This is a genomic window from Brevundimonas sp. KH_060, from assembly GCF_057838275.1.
The window spans coordinates 622,983-637,833 of record NZ_CM174463.1 but is presented as its reverse complement, the minus strand read 5'-3'; the positions used below and the strand labels follow the sequence as shown (position 1 = coordinate 637,833).

The 14,851-nt window shown below is 69.1% G+C and carries 18 protein-coding genes; 6 read left to right on the top strand and 12 right to left on the bottom strand.

What is annotated here, in order from left to right:
- Positions 1–20: 20 nt before the first annotated feature.
- Entirely contained in the window at positions 21–752 is a 732-nt protein-coding gene (gene gloB / locus AC3IPP_RS03170) for a hydroxyacylglutathione hydrolase (protein WP_489150331.1), read from the bottom strand.
- Positions 753–854: 102 nt separating this feature from the next.
- Between gloB and AC3IPP_RS03165 the strand changes: the two genes are divergently transcribed.
- From AC3IPP_RS03165 to AC3IPP_RS03145, 5 genes are all read left to right on the top strand, one after another.
- Complete coding sequence (locus AC3IPP_RS03165) at positions 855–1,625, top strand: class I SAM-dependent methyltransferase (protein ID WP_087141749.1); 771 nt, start codon at positions 855–857, stop codon at positions 1,623–1,625.
- Positions 1,626–1,635: 10 nt separating this feature from the next.
- Positions 1,636–2,130: a SixA phosphatase family protein gene (locus tag AC3IPP_RS03160; RefSeq protein WP_087141748.1), complete on the top strand. Its 495-nt coding sequence runs from the start codon at positions 1,636–1,638 to the stop codon at positions 2,128–2,130.
- Positions 2,127–2,480 (top strand): DUF952 domain-containing protein, encoded by a 354-nt coding sequence (locus tag AC3IPP_RS03155; RefSeq protein WP_087141747.1) that lies wholly within the window; start codon positions 2,127–2,129, stop codon positions 2,478–2,480. The genes AC3IPP_RS03160 and AC3IPP_RS03155 overlap by 4 nt, the downstream gene beginning before the upstream one ends.
- 2 nt (positions 2,481–2,482) lie before the next feature.
- Complete coding sequence (locus tag AC3IPP_RS03150) at positions 2,483–3,520, top strand: quinone-dependent dihydroorotate dehydrogenase (RefSeq protein WP_489150330.1); 1,038 nt, start codon at positions 2,483–2,485, stop codon at positions 3,518–3,520.
- Between the two features lie 65 nt (positions 3,521–3,585).
- Positions 3,586–5,490 carry an ATP-binding protein gene (locus AC3IPP_RS03145; RefSeq protein WP_489150329.1) on the top strand — a complete coding sequence of 635 codons (1,905 nt, stop codon included), beginning with the start codon at positions 3,586–3,588 and terminating at the stop codon, positions 5,488–5,490.
- Positions 5,491–5,496: 6 nt separating this feature from the next.
- Here the strand turns inward: AC3IPP_RS03145 and AC3IPP_RS03140 are convergent, their stop codons facing one another.
- Together AC3IPP_RS03140 and AC3IPP_RS03135 are read right to left on the bottom strand one after the other, a co-directional pair.
- A complete protein-coding gene (locus tag AC3IPP_RS03140) occupies positions 5,497–5,910 on the bottom strand; it encodes a very short patch repair endonuclease (protein ID WP_489177439.1) in 414 nt (137 codons plus the stop codon).
- Between the two features lie 32 nt (positions 5,911–5,942).
- Positions 5,943–6,431 (bottom strand): peroxiredoxin, encoded by a 489-nt coding sequence (locus tag AC3IPP_RS03135; protein ID WP_087141743.1) that lies wholly within the window; start codon positions 6,429–6,431, stop codon positions 5,943–5,945.
- A 135-nt stretch (positions 6,432–6,566) separates the two neighbouring features.
- Between AC3IPP_RS03135 and AC3IPP_RS03130 the strand changes: the two genes are divergently transcribed.
- Positions 6,567–7,136, top strand: coding sequence for a YqgE/AlgH family protein (locus AC3IPP_RS03130; protein WP_489150327.1), 570 nt, complete (start codon positions 6,567–6,569; stop codon positions 7,134–7,136).
- A 17-nt stretch (positions 7,137–7,153) separates the two neighbouring features.
- Here the strand turns inward: AC3IPP_RS03130 and AC3IPP_RS03125 are convergent, their stop codons facing one another.
- The 9 genes from AC3IPP_RS03125 to AC3IPP_RS03085 all read right to left on the bottom strand — a co-directional run bounded on the left by AC3IPP_RS03125 (position 7,154) and on the right by AC3IPP_RS03085 (position 14,847).
- Complete coding sequence (locus AC3IPP_RS03125) at positions 7,154–8,149, bottom strand: serine hydrolase domain-containing protein (RefSeq protein WP_489150326.1); 996 nt, start codon at positions 8,147–8,149, stop codon at positions 7,154–7,156.
- Positions 8,150–8,330: 181 nt separating this feature from the next.
- The gene (locus AC3IPP_RS03120; protein WP_489150325.1) at positions 8,331–10,004 is read right to left on the bottom strand and encodes a putative bifunctional diguanylate cyclase/phosphodiesterase; all 1,674 of its coding nucleotides are present in this window, start codon (positions 10,002–10,004) and stop codon (positions 8,331–8,333) included.
- Entirely contained in the window at positions 10,001–10,621 is a 621-nt protein-coding gene (locus AC3IPP_RS03115; protein WP_489150324.1) for a GNAT family N-acetyltransferase, read from the bottom strand. The genes AC3IPP_RS03120 and AC3IPP_RS03115 overlap by 4 nt, the downstream gene beginning before the upstream one ends.
- Before the next feature lie 46 nt (positions 10,622–10,667).
- Positions 10,668–11,882, bottom strand: a complete 1,215-nt coding sequence (locus AC3IPP_RS03110) for a M16 family metallopeptidase (RefSeq protein ID WP_489177438.1) — start codon at positions 11,880–11,882, stop codon at positions 10,668–10,670.
- Positions 11,883–11,937: 55 nt separating this feature from the next.
- A complete protein-coding gene (locus tag AC3IPP_RS03105) occupies positions 11,938–12,663 on the bottom strand; it encodes an SURF1 family protein (RefSeq protein WP_489150323.1) in 726 nt (241 codons plus the stop codon).
- Positions 12,660–12,992: a DUF983 domain-containing protein gene (locus tag AC3IPP_RS03100; protein ID WP_489150322.1), complete on the bottom strand. Its 333-nt coding sequence runs from the start codon at positions 12,990–12,992 to the stop codon at positions 12,660–12,662. The genes AC3IPP_RS03105 and AC3IPP_RS03100 overlap by 4 nt, the downstream gene beginning before the upstream one ends.
- Positions 12,993–13,084: 92 nt before the next feature.
- Entirely contained in the window at positions 13,085–13,963 is an 879-nt protein-coding gene (locus AC3IPP_RS03095; RefSeq protein ID WP_087141735.1) for a cytochrome c oxidase subunit 3, read from the bottom strand.
- A 42-nt stretch (positions 13,964–14,005) separates the two neighbouring features.
- Entirely contained in the window at positions 14,006–14,581 is a 576-nt protein-coding gene (locus AC3IPP_RS03090; protein WP_087141734.1) for a cytochrome c oxidase assembly protein, read from the bottom strand.
- Positions 14,582–14,586: 5 nt separating this feature from the next.
- The gene (locus tag AC3IPP_RS03085) at positions 14,587–14,847 is read right to left on the bottom strand and encodes a hypothetical protein (protein ID WP_087141733.1); all 261 of its coding nucleotides are present in this window, start codon (positions 14,845–14,847) and stop codon (positions 14,587–14,589) included.
- Positions 14,848–14,851 lie beyond the last annotated feature (4 nt).

The window sequence follows — 14,851 nt, the reverse complement described above, 5'->3', positions numbered from 1 at the left end:
CTGGAAATCCGGCGGGCGTCCTAGCCCTTGAAGCCGTCCTTGAGGGCGCGGCGCGCGGCGAAGTCGGCGGCGTCGCGGGCGCGCAGGAAGGGGTTGAAGCGGCGCTCGATCCCTACCGTGGTCGGCACGGTCGCCTCCCCACGCTCACGAGCGGCGAAGATGGCCTCGGCGTGCGCCTTCAACGCCTCATCGGCGTCCGGCAACGACAGGGCGAAGCGGGCGTTCGAGGCCGTGTATTCATGGGCGCAATAGAGGGTGGTCGCCTCGGGCCAGGCGGCGATGCGGTTCAGGCTGTCCCACATCTGCTGCGGCGTCCCCTCGAACAGCCGCCCGCAGCCCAGGGCGAAGATGACGTCGCCGACGAAGGCCAGGCCGTCGTCCGCCGCATGATAGACCACATGGCCCAGGGTATGGCCGGGCGACAGCACCACATCGAAGGCCGTCTCGCCCAGACGCACCGCCTCGCCGTCCACCAGGACGTGATCCAGCGGCGCCGCGCGGCGCACCTCTTCCGGCCCGGCGATCTCGCAACCCGTCTCGGCCTGCAACCGCTCATTGCCGCCGGTGTGATCCGGGTGCCAGTGGGTGTTCAGGATCAGGTCCAGCCGCCCCCAGCTCGACGCCTCTAGATCGGCCAGGATCGCCTCGGCGTCCGGCGTGTCGACAGCGGCGACCAGCCCCGTCGCCTCGTCGCGGATCAGGAAGCCGTAGTTGTCGGACAGACAGGGAAACTGGCGAACGGTCAGGGTCATGAGGAGGTCTCCTATCGAAACCCTATCCTATGCCGCGCGAAGAGGAAGCCTCCACCGGCCAGAACGGGTGAAGTCGCGCGGACTTTCCGTCATACTGCCCCCATGCGCCGCAGCATCGACGATCTCCGCACCTTCTACGGCGAGCCGACCGGCGCGCTGGCGCGGCGCATGCTGGCCCGGCGGCTGGAAGACGCCTGGGGCGCGGCCAACGGCAACGACGTGCTGGGTCTGGGCTATGCGACGCCCTGGCTGGACGGCTTCATCGGCGCGCGCCGGACGATCGCCGCCATGCCGGGCGGACAGGGCGCCGAACAGTGGGCGGCGGCGGGACGCAACCGCACCGTCCTGGTCGACGACCGGCGCCTGCCCTTCGCAGCCGGGACGTTCGACCGCATCCTGCTGGTCCATGCCCTGGAAGAGGCCGACGACCCGCAGGCCCTGCTGGCCGAGGCGGTGCGCGTCCTGTCTCCGGCCGGGCGGATCATCCTGGCGGCGGCGGCGCGCGGCGGAATGTGGGCGCGGGCCGAGACCACGCCTTTCGGGCACGGCCGCCCCTTCACGCGCGGCCAGCTGGAGCGGCTGGTGCGCGAAGTGGGGCTGGAGCCCGCCGCCTGGTCCCAGGCTCTCTACGTCCCGCCGTGGCGGCCGATGCTGCCGCTGGCCGACGGTCTGGAGCAGATCGGGCCGAAGCTGTTTCCCGGCGCGGCAGGCCTGATCATGCTGGAGGCCTCGCGCCGCGCCTATGCCCGCGTGCGGCCCGGCGGCGCGGCCCAGGCCGTGCTGGCCGGGCGTCCGGCCCTGACCCCTTCGCCCGCCGCACGCGACCGCCTTTCCGACCGGCCGCCTATGGGCGCCGCGCGCAAACAGCCGTAAAGCCCTCGCCATGCAGAGACTGATCCTGATGCGTCACGCCAAGGCCGAAGCCTCGGCGCCGGGCGGCGACGTGGCCCGCGCCCTGAGCGAGCGCGGCCGCCGCGACGCCGCCGCCATGGGCCGCGCCCTGGCGGCGCGGGGCCTGAAGCCGGACATGGCGCTGGTGTCCGGCGCCCAGCGCACGCGCGACACCTGGGATGGCGTCAGCGAACATTTCGGCGACGTCGAGCTGCACATCTCCGACGCCCTCTACAACGCCCCCGCCGACGTGCTGCGCCGCGCGGTCGAGGCGGCCGAGGATCAGGCGGGCTGCCTGCTGCTGATCGCCCATAACCCCGGCGTGCATCAACTGGCGGTCGAGTATCTGATCGAAAGCGCCGCCTCTCCCTCGGTGCTGGACAAGATGAGCGGCGGTTTTCCCACCGGGGCGGCGGCGATCTTCACCGTCGATGTCGCCGGTCGCCCGTCCTATGAAGGCTGGCTGACGCCGGAGACCGTGGCGTGACCGACCTGCCCGACGTCGCCTTCAAGATCCTGAGCCGCGCCGACTGGCGCGCCGCCGTGGCCGAGGGCCGCTATGACGGCTCGCCTGCGGACCTGGCCGACGGCTACATCCACCTGTCCGCCGCCGAACAGTTGGAGGCGACCGCCGCCAAGCATTACGCGGGCCAGAACGACCTGATGCTGGTCGAGGTCGACCTGGCGGCCTTGGGCGACGCCCTGATCTGGGAGCCGTCGCGCGGCGGCGCCCTGTTCCCCCACATCTACGGCCCCCTGCCCGTCGCGGCGACGCAGGGAGCGCGCAGCCTGTCGGTGACGGCCGACGGCCGCATGATCCTCGAAGAGACCGCCTGAGCATGAGCCTGACCGACCTCGGCGCCGTCCTGCTGCGCCAACTCGACCCGGAAGCCGCGCACCGTCTGGCCATCCGCGCCCTGCAGATGGCGCCCCTGCCTGCCCCCGGCGCAGACGACCCGATCCTGAAGACCACGATCGCCGGGCTGGAGATGTCCAACCCCGTCGGCCTGGCCGCCGGCCTCGACAAGAACGGCGAGGCGCTGGAGGGCCTGTCGCGCCTGGGCTTCGGTGCGGTGGAGTGCGGCTCGGTCACGCCGCGCGCTCAACCCGGCAATCCCAAGCCGCGCCTGTTCCGTCTGTCGGGAGACCGGGCCGTCATCAACCGCATGGGCTTCAACAATGAGGGGCTGGAGCCCTTCGCCGCCCGTCTGGCCCGGCGTCCGACCCGCACCGCCATCGGCGCCAACCTGGGCGCCAACAAGGACACCGAGGACAAGGCCGCCGATTATGTCGCGGGGCTGAAGCGGCTGGCGGGGCTGGCCGACTATTTCACCGTCAACATCTCCTCGCCCAACACGCCGGGCCTGCGCGCGCTGCAGGGACGCGAGGCGCTGGACGATCTGCTGGGCCGCATCCATGAGGCCCGCCCCGCCGACGGCGCGCCGGTCTTCCTGAAGATCGCGCCCGACCTGATCGGCGAAGAGATCGGCATGATCGTCGAGGCCTCCATCGCCCACGGCATCGACGCCCTGATCGTGTCCAACACCACGTTGGAGCGGCCCGCCTCGCTGCGCTCCGCCTGGAAGAGCGAGGCCGGGGGCCTGTCGGGCGCTCCGCTGAAACCCTTCGCCCAGAAGGCGCTGGAGGCGGCGGCCGAGGCGGCGGGCGGGCGCCTACCGCTGATCGCGGTCGGAGGAATCGCCGACGGCGCGGACGCCTATGCCCGCATTCGCGCGGGCGCCTCGGCGGTCCAGATCTATTCGGCCCTGATCTATGAGGGCCCCGGCATGATCGGCCGGATCAAGCGCGATCTGGCGGCGCGTCTGCGCGCCGACGGCTTCGCCAGCGTGGCCGAGGCCGCCGTCTCCGGCCGTTGACGGAGCATTAGGTCTCCGCAGCCATGATGCAACCGAGGGGCGCCATCGCCCGTTCGGAACGCCGCATGACGCAGACCGACGCATCCCAGAACGGGTGGGCTTACGCCATCCGACAGCGGCACAAGATGCTGCCCCAACGACTTGTCGTAGGCTTGGCCTGCGCCCTGTTGTTCAGCCCTATCGTGGGCCTGCCCATCTGCCTGGGCTGGCTGGCGGTCTATCTGCTGCTGCAGGCGGCCGAGGCCGCCGCCTTCGCCCCCGTGACGCGCGGTCAGGTTTTCGCGCCCAAGGGCTGGCGCGGCGCCTTGGGCGATCTGGCGCTCATGGCCAACGCCGGCGTCTACGCCAGCATCGCCGTACCGCTGTGGATCATGGGCGGCCTGCCCGGCGGCGTGGTCGCCACAACCCTGCTGGCGGCGGGCGCGATCAATTCGGTCATCGCTTCGGCCGGCAATATGCGAGTCTTCCTCTGGACGGTCACGCCTCAGTTGGCGGTGCTGGCGTTGACGCCGCTTTTCATGGCCCGCTGGGCGGTCGAGGGCCGCTTCATCCTGCCGGTCGCCATCGGCGTCCTGGCCTTCATCTTCTTCTGCCTGACCACCCGCAGCCGCCTTCACGCCTCCAGCGTGGCTGAGGCTCGCGCCTTGAAGGAAGCCGATGGCAAGCGCCGTCAGGCCGAGAGCGTCATGGCGGGCCGCAGCGCCCTTCTGGCCGCCGTCGCCCACGATCTGCGCACGCCGATCGGCGCCATACTGACCGGCGCCCATGAACTGACGCGCGTCGCCGCCCCCTCGTCCGCGGCCCGTCAACAGACGGCCATGATCGAGGACGCCGGGCTGATGATGAAGGAGTTGCTGGACGACCTGCTGGACCATGCCCGCCTCGACGCCGGCCGTCTCAAGGTCGAGGCGCGCGATTTCGATCTGCGCGACCTGCTCAACCACACCTTCCGGCTATGGCAAGGGCCGGTCCGGGCCAAGGGACTGCGCCTGCGTCTGGACGGCTCGCGCTATATGCCGGGCACGGTTCAGGGCGACGCCATGCGCCTGCGCCAGGTGTTGAACAATCTGATCTCCAACGCCGTTAAATTCACCGACACGGGCGTCATCACCATCCGACTGTGCTCCTGGCGCGACGAGGCCGGGCTGCACGTCCTGTTGATCGACGTCGCGGACACCGGGCCGGGCATGACAGCGGGCCAGATGGACCGCCTCTTCACTCCGTTCGATCAGACCGCCGACGGCGTCGCCGCCCGCTACGGCGGCTCGGGTCTGGGCCTGGCGATCAGCCGCGATCTGGTCGAACTGATGGGCGGCCGCCTGACGGTCCGCAGCGAAGCAGGGCAAGGCTCGACCTTCACCGTCGCCCTGACCCTGCCCGAAGGCGTGAAAGAGGCTGCGGCGCCGGCCTCCGCCCTGGTCCCCGCCTCCCTTGTCCGCAGCCTGTCCGAACGGGCGCCCCTGCCGACGCCGGTCAAGGCTGAAACCGCACTGCCCCCCGAAGTCGACGCGGCGCCGGCCCCGACGCCGCCTTCCCCCGCCGCCGAAGAGGATGAAGCGGAACGCCCCCTGCGGGTGCTGGTGGTCGACGATCACGCCATCAACCGCCGGGCGATCCAGGTGATCCTGCAAGCTCTCGATTGCGAACTGACCATGGCTGAAGACGGCCTGGCCGCGCTGAAAGCCTGCGAGGGCGGCGTCTTCGACGTCATCTTCATGGATGTGCGGATGCCCGAATTGGATGGCCGCGAAACCACCCGCCGCCTGCGCGCGGGCCACGGACCCAACGTCGCGGCGCCGGTCATCGCCGTAACCGCCGATACGGCGCCCGAGGATATCGCCGCCTGCCTGGACGCAGGCATGAACCACTTCGTCGCCAAGCCGCTGACGCCGGCGGTGCTGTTGGCCGCCCTGAGCGAGGTCCTGGACGCAGCCGACGAGGTTGAAATCGACGCCCAGGCCGTCGCCTGACCCGGTTCAGCGCCCGTCTTTAACCAGGGTCAGCAGACGATCGCCCCAGTCGGGCGCCTTCTGTTCACACTCCCACAGGGTCAGCACACGCCAGCCCTCCGCCTCCAGCTCGGCGACGACGCGACCGTCGCGCGCCCGGTTTCGGTCGATCTTGGCGATCCAGTAGTCGGCGTTGGAGCGGGGCTGGCGCGCCCCGCGCGGGCAGTCATGGCCGTGCCAGAAACAGCCGTGGACGAACAGGACGGTGCGCCGCCCCTTCATCACCACATCGGGTCGACCGGGCAGGCCGCAGCCGCCCAGCCGATAACCGATCCCAGCGCCCCGCAGCAGACGCCGGACCTTCATCTCAGGCGCGGTGTCGCGCCCCTTCACCCGCCGCATGACGGCGCTGCGCTGCTGCGGGGTGAAGACGTCGCCCATGGCTCAACTCGCCGTCTGGGCGACGCCGGTCGTCACAGCTGGGCCAGCAGGTGCTCGGCCGAGGAGACCTTGAACTCGCCGCCCTGCTCGATGTTGAGCTGGTCGATCACGCCGTCTTTGACCAGCATGGAATAGCGCTGCGAGCGCTCGCCCATGCCGAAGCCCTTGGCGTCCAGCGCCAGGCCCACCGCGCGGGTGAAGTCGCCGTTGCCGTCGGCCAGCATGACCACGTCATCGGCGCCGTTCAGATCATTGGCCTTGGCCCAGGCGCCCATGACGAAGGCGTCGTTGACCGAGACGCAGGCGACCGTGTCCACGCCCTTGCCCGCCAGATCGGCGCGGTGATCGACATAGCCCGGCAGGTGGCGCGCCGAGCAGGTCGGGGTGAAGGCGCCCGGCACGGCGAACAGGGCGACCGTCTTACCGCCGAACAGCTCGGCCGTCGTGACCGGCTTGGGGCCGTCGGGCGTCATGGTCGTCAGGGTGGCGTCGGGAATGCGGTCGCCGATCTGGATGGTCATGTCGGGGTCTCCGGGAGTTCGGCCCGGACGATCCAGGACGATGGGAGTCAGATAGAGACCCGCAAGGAGATCGCCAAGCGCGCCCGGACCTGAGAATGGCTTGCGCCCGCCATCGTCCGCCCCGATGATAGAGGCATGACCGCCTTCTCCTCCCTGACCGGGCGTCTTCTGGTGGCGATGCCGGGTATCGACGACGATCGCTTCCGCCACGCCGTCATCCTGATCTGCGCCCACGACGACGAACACGCTCTGGGCCTGCGCCTGGACCAGCCCGCGCCGGGCGTCTCCCTGGCCGAAGTCCTCGAAAAGCTGGACACTCCCACCGATGACGCTGCGCGCGACCGTTCGGTGCTGATCGGCGGCCCGGTCGAGCGTGAGCGCGGCTTCGTCCTGCACACGGCCGACTGGACCAGCGAGGACGCCAGCCTGACCTTCGGCGACGGACTGGCCCTGACCGGCACCCGCGACGCCCTGGCCGCCATGGCCGACGCCGAGGACGGCCCCAGCCGCGCCATCCTGCTGCTGGGCTACGCCGGGTGGGGCGAAGGGCAGTTGGAGGAAGAGCTGAACGAAAACGTCTGGCTGACGACGGACGCCGATCCGGCCCTGATCTTCGACAACGACTACGACACCAAATGGAGCCGCGCCCTGGCCGCGCTCGGCGTCGACGCCGCCCGCCTGTCCAGCCAGAGCGGCCGGGCCTGAAGGCGGCCGAAACGTCTTCAGGTTCCGAGCATCTCGCTGACGAACTCATCGGTATGGCGGCGTTTGGCGGACAGGGCGGCGACGGCGATCCGTCGGTCCTTCACCACGGCGACCTCAGCCTGTGATCCCCATGTCCCGCCGTTGTGGAAGGCGATCTCTCCGTCCTTGTGCGGGGCCAGGAGCCAGCAATAGCCGATGGCGACGCCGCCCATCTGGGCCACAGGCGTCTGAGCCCGGAGGACGCCCTTCACGATCTCGTCCGGCCCCTCGCCCCACGCCGTGCGCAGAAGGCGCAGTTGATCCTCAACCGTCGAGGCCAGCATCCCCGCGGCCGCCATCTGATCGCGCAGATAGGGCACAGGTCGGTCCCAGTCATTGACGCTGACCGCCACCAGATCAGGCTCCTCCTCCGACCGCAGGAAATCCGTGCGCCGGATCCCCAGCGGCCTGAGCAGGCGTTGATCCAGCAGATCAGCGAAGTCCATCCCGGCGGCTTGCGCCAGGGCGTCGCCCAGCAGGCTGACGCCCATGCTCGAATATCGGGGCGCTTCGCCGACCCGAGCCTGTTTCACCGCCGCCATGAGCATGGCGCGATACTTCACCGCATCCACGCCGCGCCACGGATCCTTCACCGACAGGGACAGGGCGGCCAGGCTTTCGCGCCAGAACAGGGGCTTGGGCGTGTTCGGCAGTCCGCTGCGATGGCTGGCCAGTTCCACCAGGGTCGGCGGCCTGACCGGCCAGGGCAGAGCCTTGCCGAACAGATGATCCACCGGCGCTTCGGGATCGACGTCGCCCGCTTCGACCATGACGCCCAGCAAGGAGCCGGTGAAGACCTTGGTGACGGAGCCGATCTCGAAACGTCGGTCGATCTCATGGTCAGGAAAAGCGGAGAAACAGATCCTGGCCCCATCCTGCACGCCGACGGCGAGCGGCGCCTGCGAGGCGCCCTTCAGCTTTGCAAAGCTGGCATCGAGGCGCTCGTTCGTTTGAGCCTCACCGTGTAAACGCATCGACCGTGCGCCTCTGAATGTAAAAACAAGAGGCGATCAATCAATTCGACAGCAACGGGTTCAAGTTACAAATAACTTAGATAAAGACTATCCAGCCGTCGTCTTTACACCCGAAAACAAATCTATCTTATACGAAGAGACATGCCGCGCCCGCATCTTGTCGTCCGCGCGTTGTTGGGCGTCAGACTGAGCGCGCCTTGATCGGCGCCGCGCCGTCGGCGAGGGATTCGTTCAGATAGACCTCGGCCTCCTGGGCCGGCAGGGCGGGCGCGTAGCCGAAGCCCTGGCCATAGTGGCAGCCGTCGTCCAGCAGCAGTTGGGCCAGTGAGGCGTTCTCCACCCCTTCTGCCACCACCTCCAGCGCCAGGTCGCGGCCCAGGTTGACGACGGATTTGACGATCTTGGCCGAGCCTTCGTCCTTGTCCATCGTCAGCACGAAGTAGCGGTCGATCTTCAGCGTATCGAACGGCAGCTTGGCCAGATAGGACAGGGACGAGAAACCCGTGCCGAAGTCGTCCAGCGCCAGGCTGGCCCCCGCCTCGCGCAGGGCCTTCAGCACCTCGGCCGCGCGCGTAGTGTCGCGCATGATGTCGCCCTCGGTGACTTCCAGCTTCAGAGCGCCGCGCGGCAGGCCCGCCTCCTTGATGATGCGGGCCACGTCCTCGACCAGATGGGCGCGCTCGATCTCGCCCACCGACAGGTTGACGCTGCAGAACAGCCGACCGGCGCTGGGGTGACGATGCAGCCACTCGGCCAGCTGACGCGAGGCCTCGGTCATCATCAGCAGGCCCAGTTCGTTCATCAAGCCCATTTCGTCGGCCAGCGTCAGGAACTCGTCCGGCGGCACCAGGCCGCGCCGGGGGTGGCGCCAACGCGCCAGAGCCTCGAAGCCGGCCACGGCGCCGCTGTTCAGATTGACGATCGGCTGGAAGAAGGGCTCGATCTCGCCGCGCACGAAGGCGTTGCGAAGGTCCGCCTCCAGCGCCAGCCGCGACAGGCTGTCGGTCTCCAGCGCCCGGCCATAGGCCGCCGCCCCGCCGCGCCCGGCCTGCTTGGCCTGTTCCACCGCCAGCTCGACCCGCCGCAGCAGCTCGGCGGCGTCCGGCGCGTCCGGCCCGCCCTCGGCCGTCACGGCGCCGATGGACAGGGTCGGATAGATATCGAAGCCCGCCAGCCGCAGAGGCTGCTCCAGCGCCTCGCGCAGGCGTTCGCTGCCGCTGGCGCCGCTGCCGCCGCGCCGCACCAGGATGGCGAACTCGTCCTCGCCGATGCGGGCCGGAATGCAATCCTCGGAAAAAGCCGCCGAAAGGCGCGAGCCCAGGGCCGACAACACCAGATCGGCGCGCTCGTGGCCCAGGGCCTCGTTCAGGCGGCGCAGACGGTCCAGATCGGCCACCACCATCTCGTAATCGCCCGCCGTCCCCAGCGTCTCGGCCACGCGGACCAGGAAGGTGCGTCGGTCCAGCAGGCCCGTCAGCGTATCGCGATCCGCGCCCGCGAACTTGGTTTCAAGCGCGACGATGCCCGCCGCGCGCAGGCCGTCCTCCAGCCAGACGCCGCGCCACAGGCAGGTCTCGCAGCCGCGCATCCGCAGGCGCACGGCGATCTCCGTCCCTTCAGCCTGGGGTTTCAACAGGCGGTCGGCCAGGGCGCGATCCTGCGGCATGGCCAGGGCGGTGAAGGCGGCGCCCGAGCACTGCGGTGCCAACGGCCCCAGGCCCAATGGCCGAGTGGCGCCGGTGAAGCGGATCTGATCTTCGGCGGGCGTCCAGATCCATAGGGCGGCGTCGGCCGCGGCGAGGGCTTCGATCGCCGTGGTCGGATCCCACGTCAAGGCTCTAGATCGTGTGCTCAAGACGGGTCCGATACTCTGACTGAATGGCCGACGCTGGCGGCGAACTCCTGATCGAGGACGCCGAACAACAGATGGTCTGCCCACCGGCCGTTAATTTTCAAATAAGCACGGGCGACGCCTTCCTGGCGAAAACCAGCCTTTTCCAACACGCGCCGCGAGGCGTGGTTGGTCGGCACGCAGGCGGCCTCGACCCGATGCAGCCCCAAGGCGCTGAAGGCATGGCCCAGCATGGCCCGCGCCGCCGCTGTGCCGACGCCCTGCCCCGCATAAGGACGGCCGATCCAGTAACCCAGGGTGCCGGTCTCGGCCACGCCGCGCCGGATGTTGGACAGGGTGATGGCGCCCAGCAACGCCTCATCGATCGGATCGAACACGAACAGGGGCCAGGCCGTGCCCTGCTCCATTTCCCGCGCATAGACGCCCAGGCGGCGGCGGTAGGCGGCGCGGGTCAGGTCGTCCTCGGCCCAAGCCGGTTCCCACGGTTGCAGATAGTCGCGCGATTCCTCACGCAGGGAGGCCCACGCCACATAGTCGGCGGGGCGCGGCGGGCGCAGCAAGACCCCCTGCCCGTTCAGGACCGGTCCGGTCGCCTCGGCCATCCAATCGAACAGGGCCATGGATCAAACGATAGCGCGAAGCGATCTCGGCGTCAGCAGGCCGCGATCAGCCCGCCGTCATCCGCTGACGGAAGGCGCGCCCCGCCCCGCCCGCCGCCTTGGGCCCCAGCACCGCCGTCGCCGACAGCCCCTGCGCCGTCATGGCCTGGCCCACCGCGCGCAGATCCTGCGCTGCCTGGGCCTCGATGCGGGCGGCGCTGTCCTCGGACGAAATGGGGGCCCCGAACACCAGGGTCTGGCCCGCCAGGCGACCCGAGCGGCTGGCCGGGCTTTCGTCGGCCATCCACAGGCTGGCGTTCAGCACGGCCTTGGCCCGCGCCAGCTCCGCTTCCGTCGGCCCCTTGTCGGCCAGGTCGAGAATTTCGGCGGCGCACAGTTCGGCCAGCTCCAGCGACCGCTCAGCCGCCGCTCCGGCGTAGACGCCCAGCACGCCCAGATCGTCATAGGTCTCGTGATAGGCGTCGATGGCGTAGGCCAGGCCGCGATCCTCACGCGCGCTCTGGAACAGGCGCGAGGCCATGCCTCCGCCCAGGATTTCGGTGAACAGGCGCAGGGCAGGCTGGCGCGGATCGCACACGCCCAGGCTGGGCAGTTGGAAAACCAGATTGGCCTGTTCAATCTTGCGCGCCAGCCGCGCTTCGCCGCCCGTGAAGACGGCCGGCGCCGTCGGTTCATGGGGCGCGGCGACCGCTTGGCCGAACCAGGCCTCTGCCAAGGTCAGCAGTTCGGCCTCATCGACCGCGCCAGACACCGAAACCACCATGTGGTCGGGCGAATAGAGGCGCGCGCGCCAGTCGGCCACGGCCCCCCGATCAGCAGGCGCCAGGCTGGCGATCGAACCCAGGATCGGCCGCCCCAGGGCCTGGCCGGAGAAAGCCTGGGTCTGGGCCATCTCGAACACATGGTCGTCGGGAGTGTCGAAGGCCTCGGCGATCTCCTGAGCCACGACGTCCTTCTCGCGCTCGATCTCCTCGGGCGACAGGGTCGGGCGGAACACCAGGTCGGACAGCACCTGCATGGCCAGCGGCAGGCTGCCCTTCAGCGCGCGCACGTCAAAGCTGGTGCGCTCATAGCCGGTGGCGGCGTTGATCGAGCCGCCCTCGGCCTCGATACGCTCGACGATCTCGCGCGCGCCCATATCGCCCGCGCCCTTGAAGACCAGATGCTCCAGCAGGTGCGACCAGCCGGAACGCGCTTCGTCCTCCATGCGGGCGCCGCCGTTAACGGCCACGGTCACGGCGATGGTGCGTAGGCCGGGCATGGTGTCGCACACGACGCGCACGCCGTTGGACAGGGTGTGAAGACGAGCAGTCAGGTCAGCGATCCTTGGCAGGCGTGGAGCGATAGCGGCGCAGCAGCAGGGCCGCGTAGAAGACGACCAGGGCGATCGCCAGGCCGAACCAGGTCAGGGCGTAGCCCAGATGGTTGTTGCTGAAGGCGGCGGGCGGCGACACCGGCCGCAAAGCCGTCAGTTCGGGATTGGCCGAGGTGGTCGCATAGACGGTGTAGGGCGACACCGCCCCCGTCACGCCCAGAGCCTGAGCCATCGCCGCCCGGTCGCGGCCGTAGAAGAGCTTGCCCGAGGGCGGCGGGGTCATGGCGTTGGGGCCGGGCGCCTGGCGCACCACGCCCGCGACGACGACCGGCATGGCGGCCTCGGCCTGCACGGCAGGGCGCTCAACGGTCTCGGCGGGCAGGAAGCCGCGATCGACCAGCACCGTCCCCTGCCCCTCGACCGGGCAGGCCGAGATCAGGCGCACTCCGGCGTCGCCGTCCTCGATGGTCTGAAGCTCGACGAAGGGGGCCGCGTTCAGGCCGCGGCAGGTCACGACCACCTGACGGAACTCGGGATCATCCAGCGCCAGAGCCTCGGCCAGGGGAACCGGCGCCTGGGCCGCGGCGGCCTCGGACCTGTCGATCAGGTCCAGCTTCCATTGCAGCCGCTGCACCTGCCACACGCCCAGCGTCAGCAGGGCGCCGAGCAGCAGGGCGGCGACAGCCGTCAGGATGATGGGAAAACGAGGCCGGGCGGCGACGGTCATCGGGTCTCTCGGTGTGAATCGGCGCTGTTCTGGCGCAGCATCTGCAGGGCTGTCATCAGCCCCTTTCCCGGCCGCATCAAGGCCACGGCCAGAACCGCGACCAGCGGTAGCCAGATGATCAGGTGCAGCCAGATGGGCGGGCTCCAGGCGATCTCGACGGCCAGGGCCGAGAAGCCGACCAGGAAGCCTGCGATCTGCATGATGAAGGTGGCCGCGCCGTCGCCCGTCTCGACCGCGCCCAGGTCGAAGCCGCAGGCTTCGCAAGCGGTGCGACGCTTCAGAAAGCCCTCGAACAGCGCCCCGCGCCCGCAGGCCGGACAGCGCCCCATGAGCCCCGCGCGTACGGCAGGCCAGACAAGCAAATCGGCGCGGGGCTTGGGGCCCCGCGCCGACGAAAGCTCAACTTGTCCGTCGCGTTCGATCAACCGAAGACGACGTACATGAAGACGAAGAGGAACAGCCACACCACGTCGACGAAGTGCCAGTACCAGGCGGCGGCTTCGAGGCCGAAGTGCTTCTGCGGGGTCATCTGACCGGCGTAGAGGCGCAGCAGGCAGACAGCCAGGAAGATGGTGCCGACCAGGACGTGGAAACCGTGGAAGCCCGTCGTCATGAAGAAGATGGAGCCGTACAGCTTCGACTGGGCCGCTTCTTCGCTGAAGAACAGGTGGCCGTGCAGGATGTGGTAATATTCATAGGCCTGAACGCCGGTGAACAGCACGCCCAGCAGGACGGTGATCAGCAGACCCAGCTTGGCGCCCTTGCGGTCGCCGCCGATCAGGGCGTGGTGCGCCCAGGTCAGGGTCGTGCCCGACAGCAGCAGGATGACCGTGTTCATGAGCGGCAGGCTCCACGGGTCCAGCAGCTCGACGCCCTTGGGCGGCCAGGTCTGCCAGGCGGCGGCGGTGTCGGCCCAGTTGCCGACTTCCGGAATGATCGCGCGCGCCTCGTTGAAGATCGCCATGTCGAAGAACATCCAGAAGAAGGAGACGAAGAACATCACCTCCGACGCGATGAACAGCACCATGCCGTAGCGCAGGCCGATGCCGACGACCGGGGTGTGGTCGCCCTTCTTGGATTCCTTGATGACGTCAGCCCACCAGCCGTACATGGTGAACAGCACGCCCGCGAGGCCGGCGAAGAACAGCCACTTGGTGCCTTCGGGCATGCCGAACAGGCCCTTCATCCACATCACCGCGCCGACGAACATGATGCACGCGGAGAAGGAGGCGATCAGCGGCCAGGGGCTCGGATCGACCAGATGGTAGTCGTGTTGCGGTTTCGCGTGAGCGTCAGCCATTCCCAAGGTCTCTGAATTAAGGCGAGAGTCGTTTGAAGAGGGCTATAGCCCCCGCTCTCCGGCTTTGCCAACAGCAGAGTCGTTCGCAACGGCCTGCTGAAAGCCTTTGGTTGGAAAGAAGGTGTAGCTGAGGGTGATTTCGCGCACCCCCTTCACCTCGGCGTCGGTCGCCATCTCGGGCGCGACGAAATACTGCATCGGGAAGGACACGGTCGCGCCCGGCGCGATCTCCTGCCCCTCGAAGCAGAAGCACTGCAGCTTCTGGAAGTACGGTCCGGCCCGTTCGGGCACGACGTTGTAGGCCGCCGTCGCGTGGATCGTCTGGTTCGAGGTGTTGGTCACCTCGAAATAGGCCATGCCCGTCTCGCCGATGCGGACCTTCTGGCTGAACTGCTCGGCCTTGAAGGTCATGGGCAGGTCGCGGACGTTGGTGTCGAAGCGGATCAGGACTTCCTGGTCCAGGATCGTGGTCGGCGCCGCCTCGGCCTTCATGGTCGTGCCGTCAAAGCCCGTGACCTGGCAGAACAGCCGATACAGCGGCACGGCGGCGAAGGCCGCGCCCGTCATCAGGATGACCAGGGCCGCGCACAGCAGCGCGACCGAATTCTTGTTCTTCACAGCCCTCAAGGCTCCTGGGTTGCGGGCGCGGGAACGGGCGCGTCCGGCTGGACCGGCGCCGGCAGGGCCGGATCGGCCCTCTCCAGCGTGGCCAGGGCCGCCGCCTCGGCTTCATGTCGCGCCTTGTTGTTGGCGTGCATGCGCGACACCGTCACGGTGTAGACCAGGGCGATGAAGGCCAGCAGTCCCAGGGCGATGGCCACGTTGCGACGCTTGCGCGCACGAACCTGTTCATCGTTCAGCTTCAGGAACTCGGGATTGGACATGGGA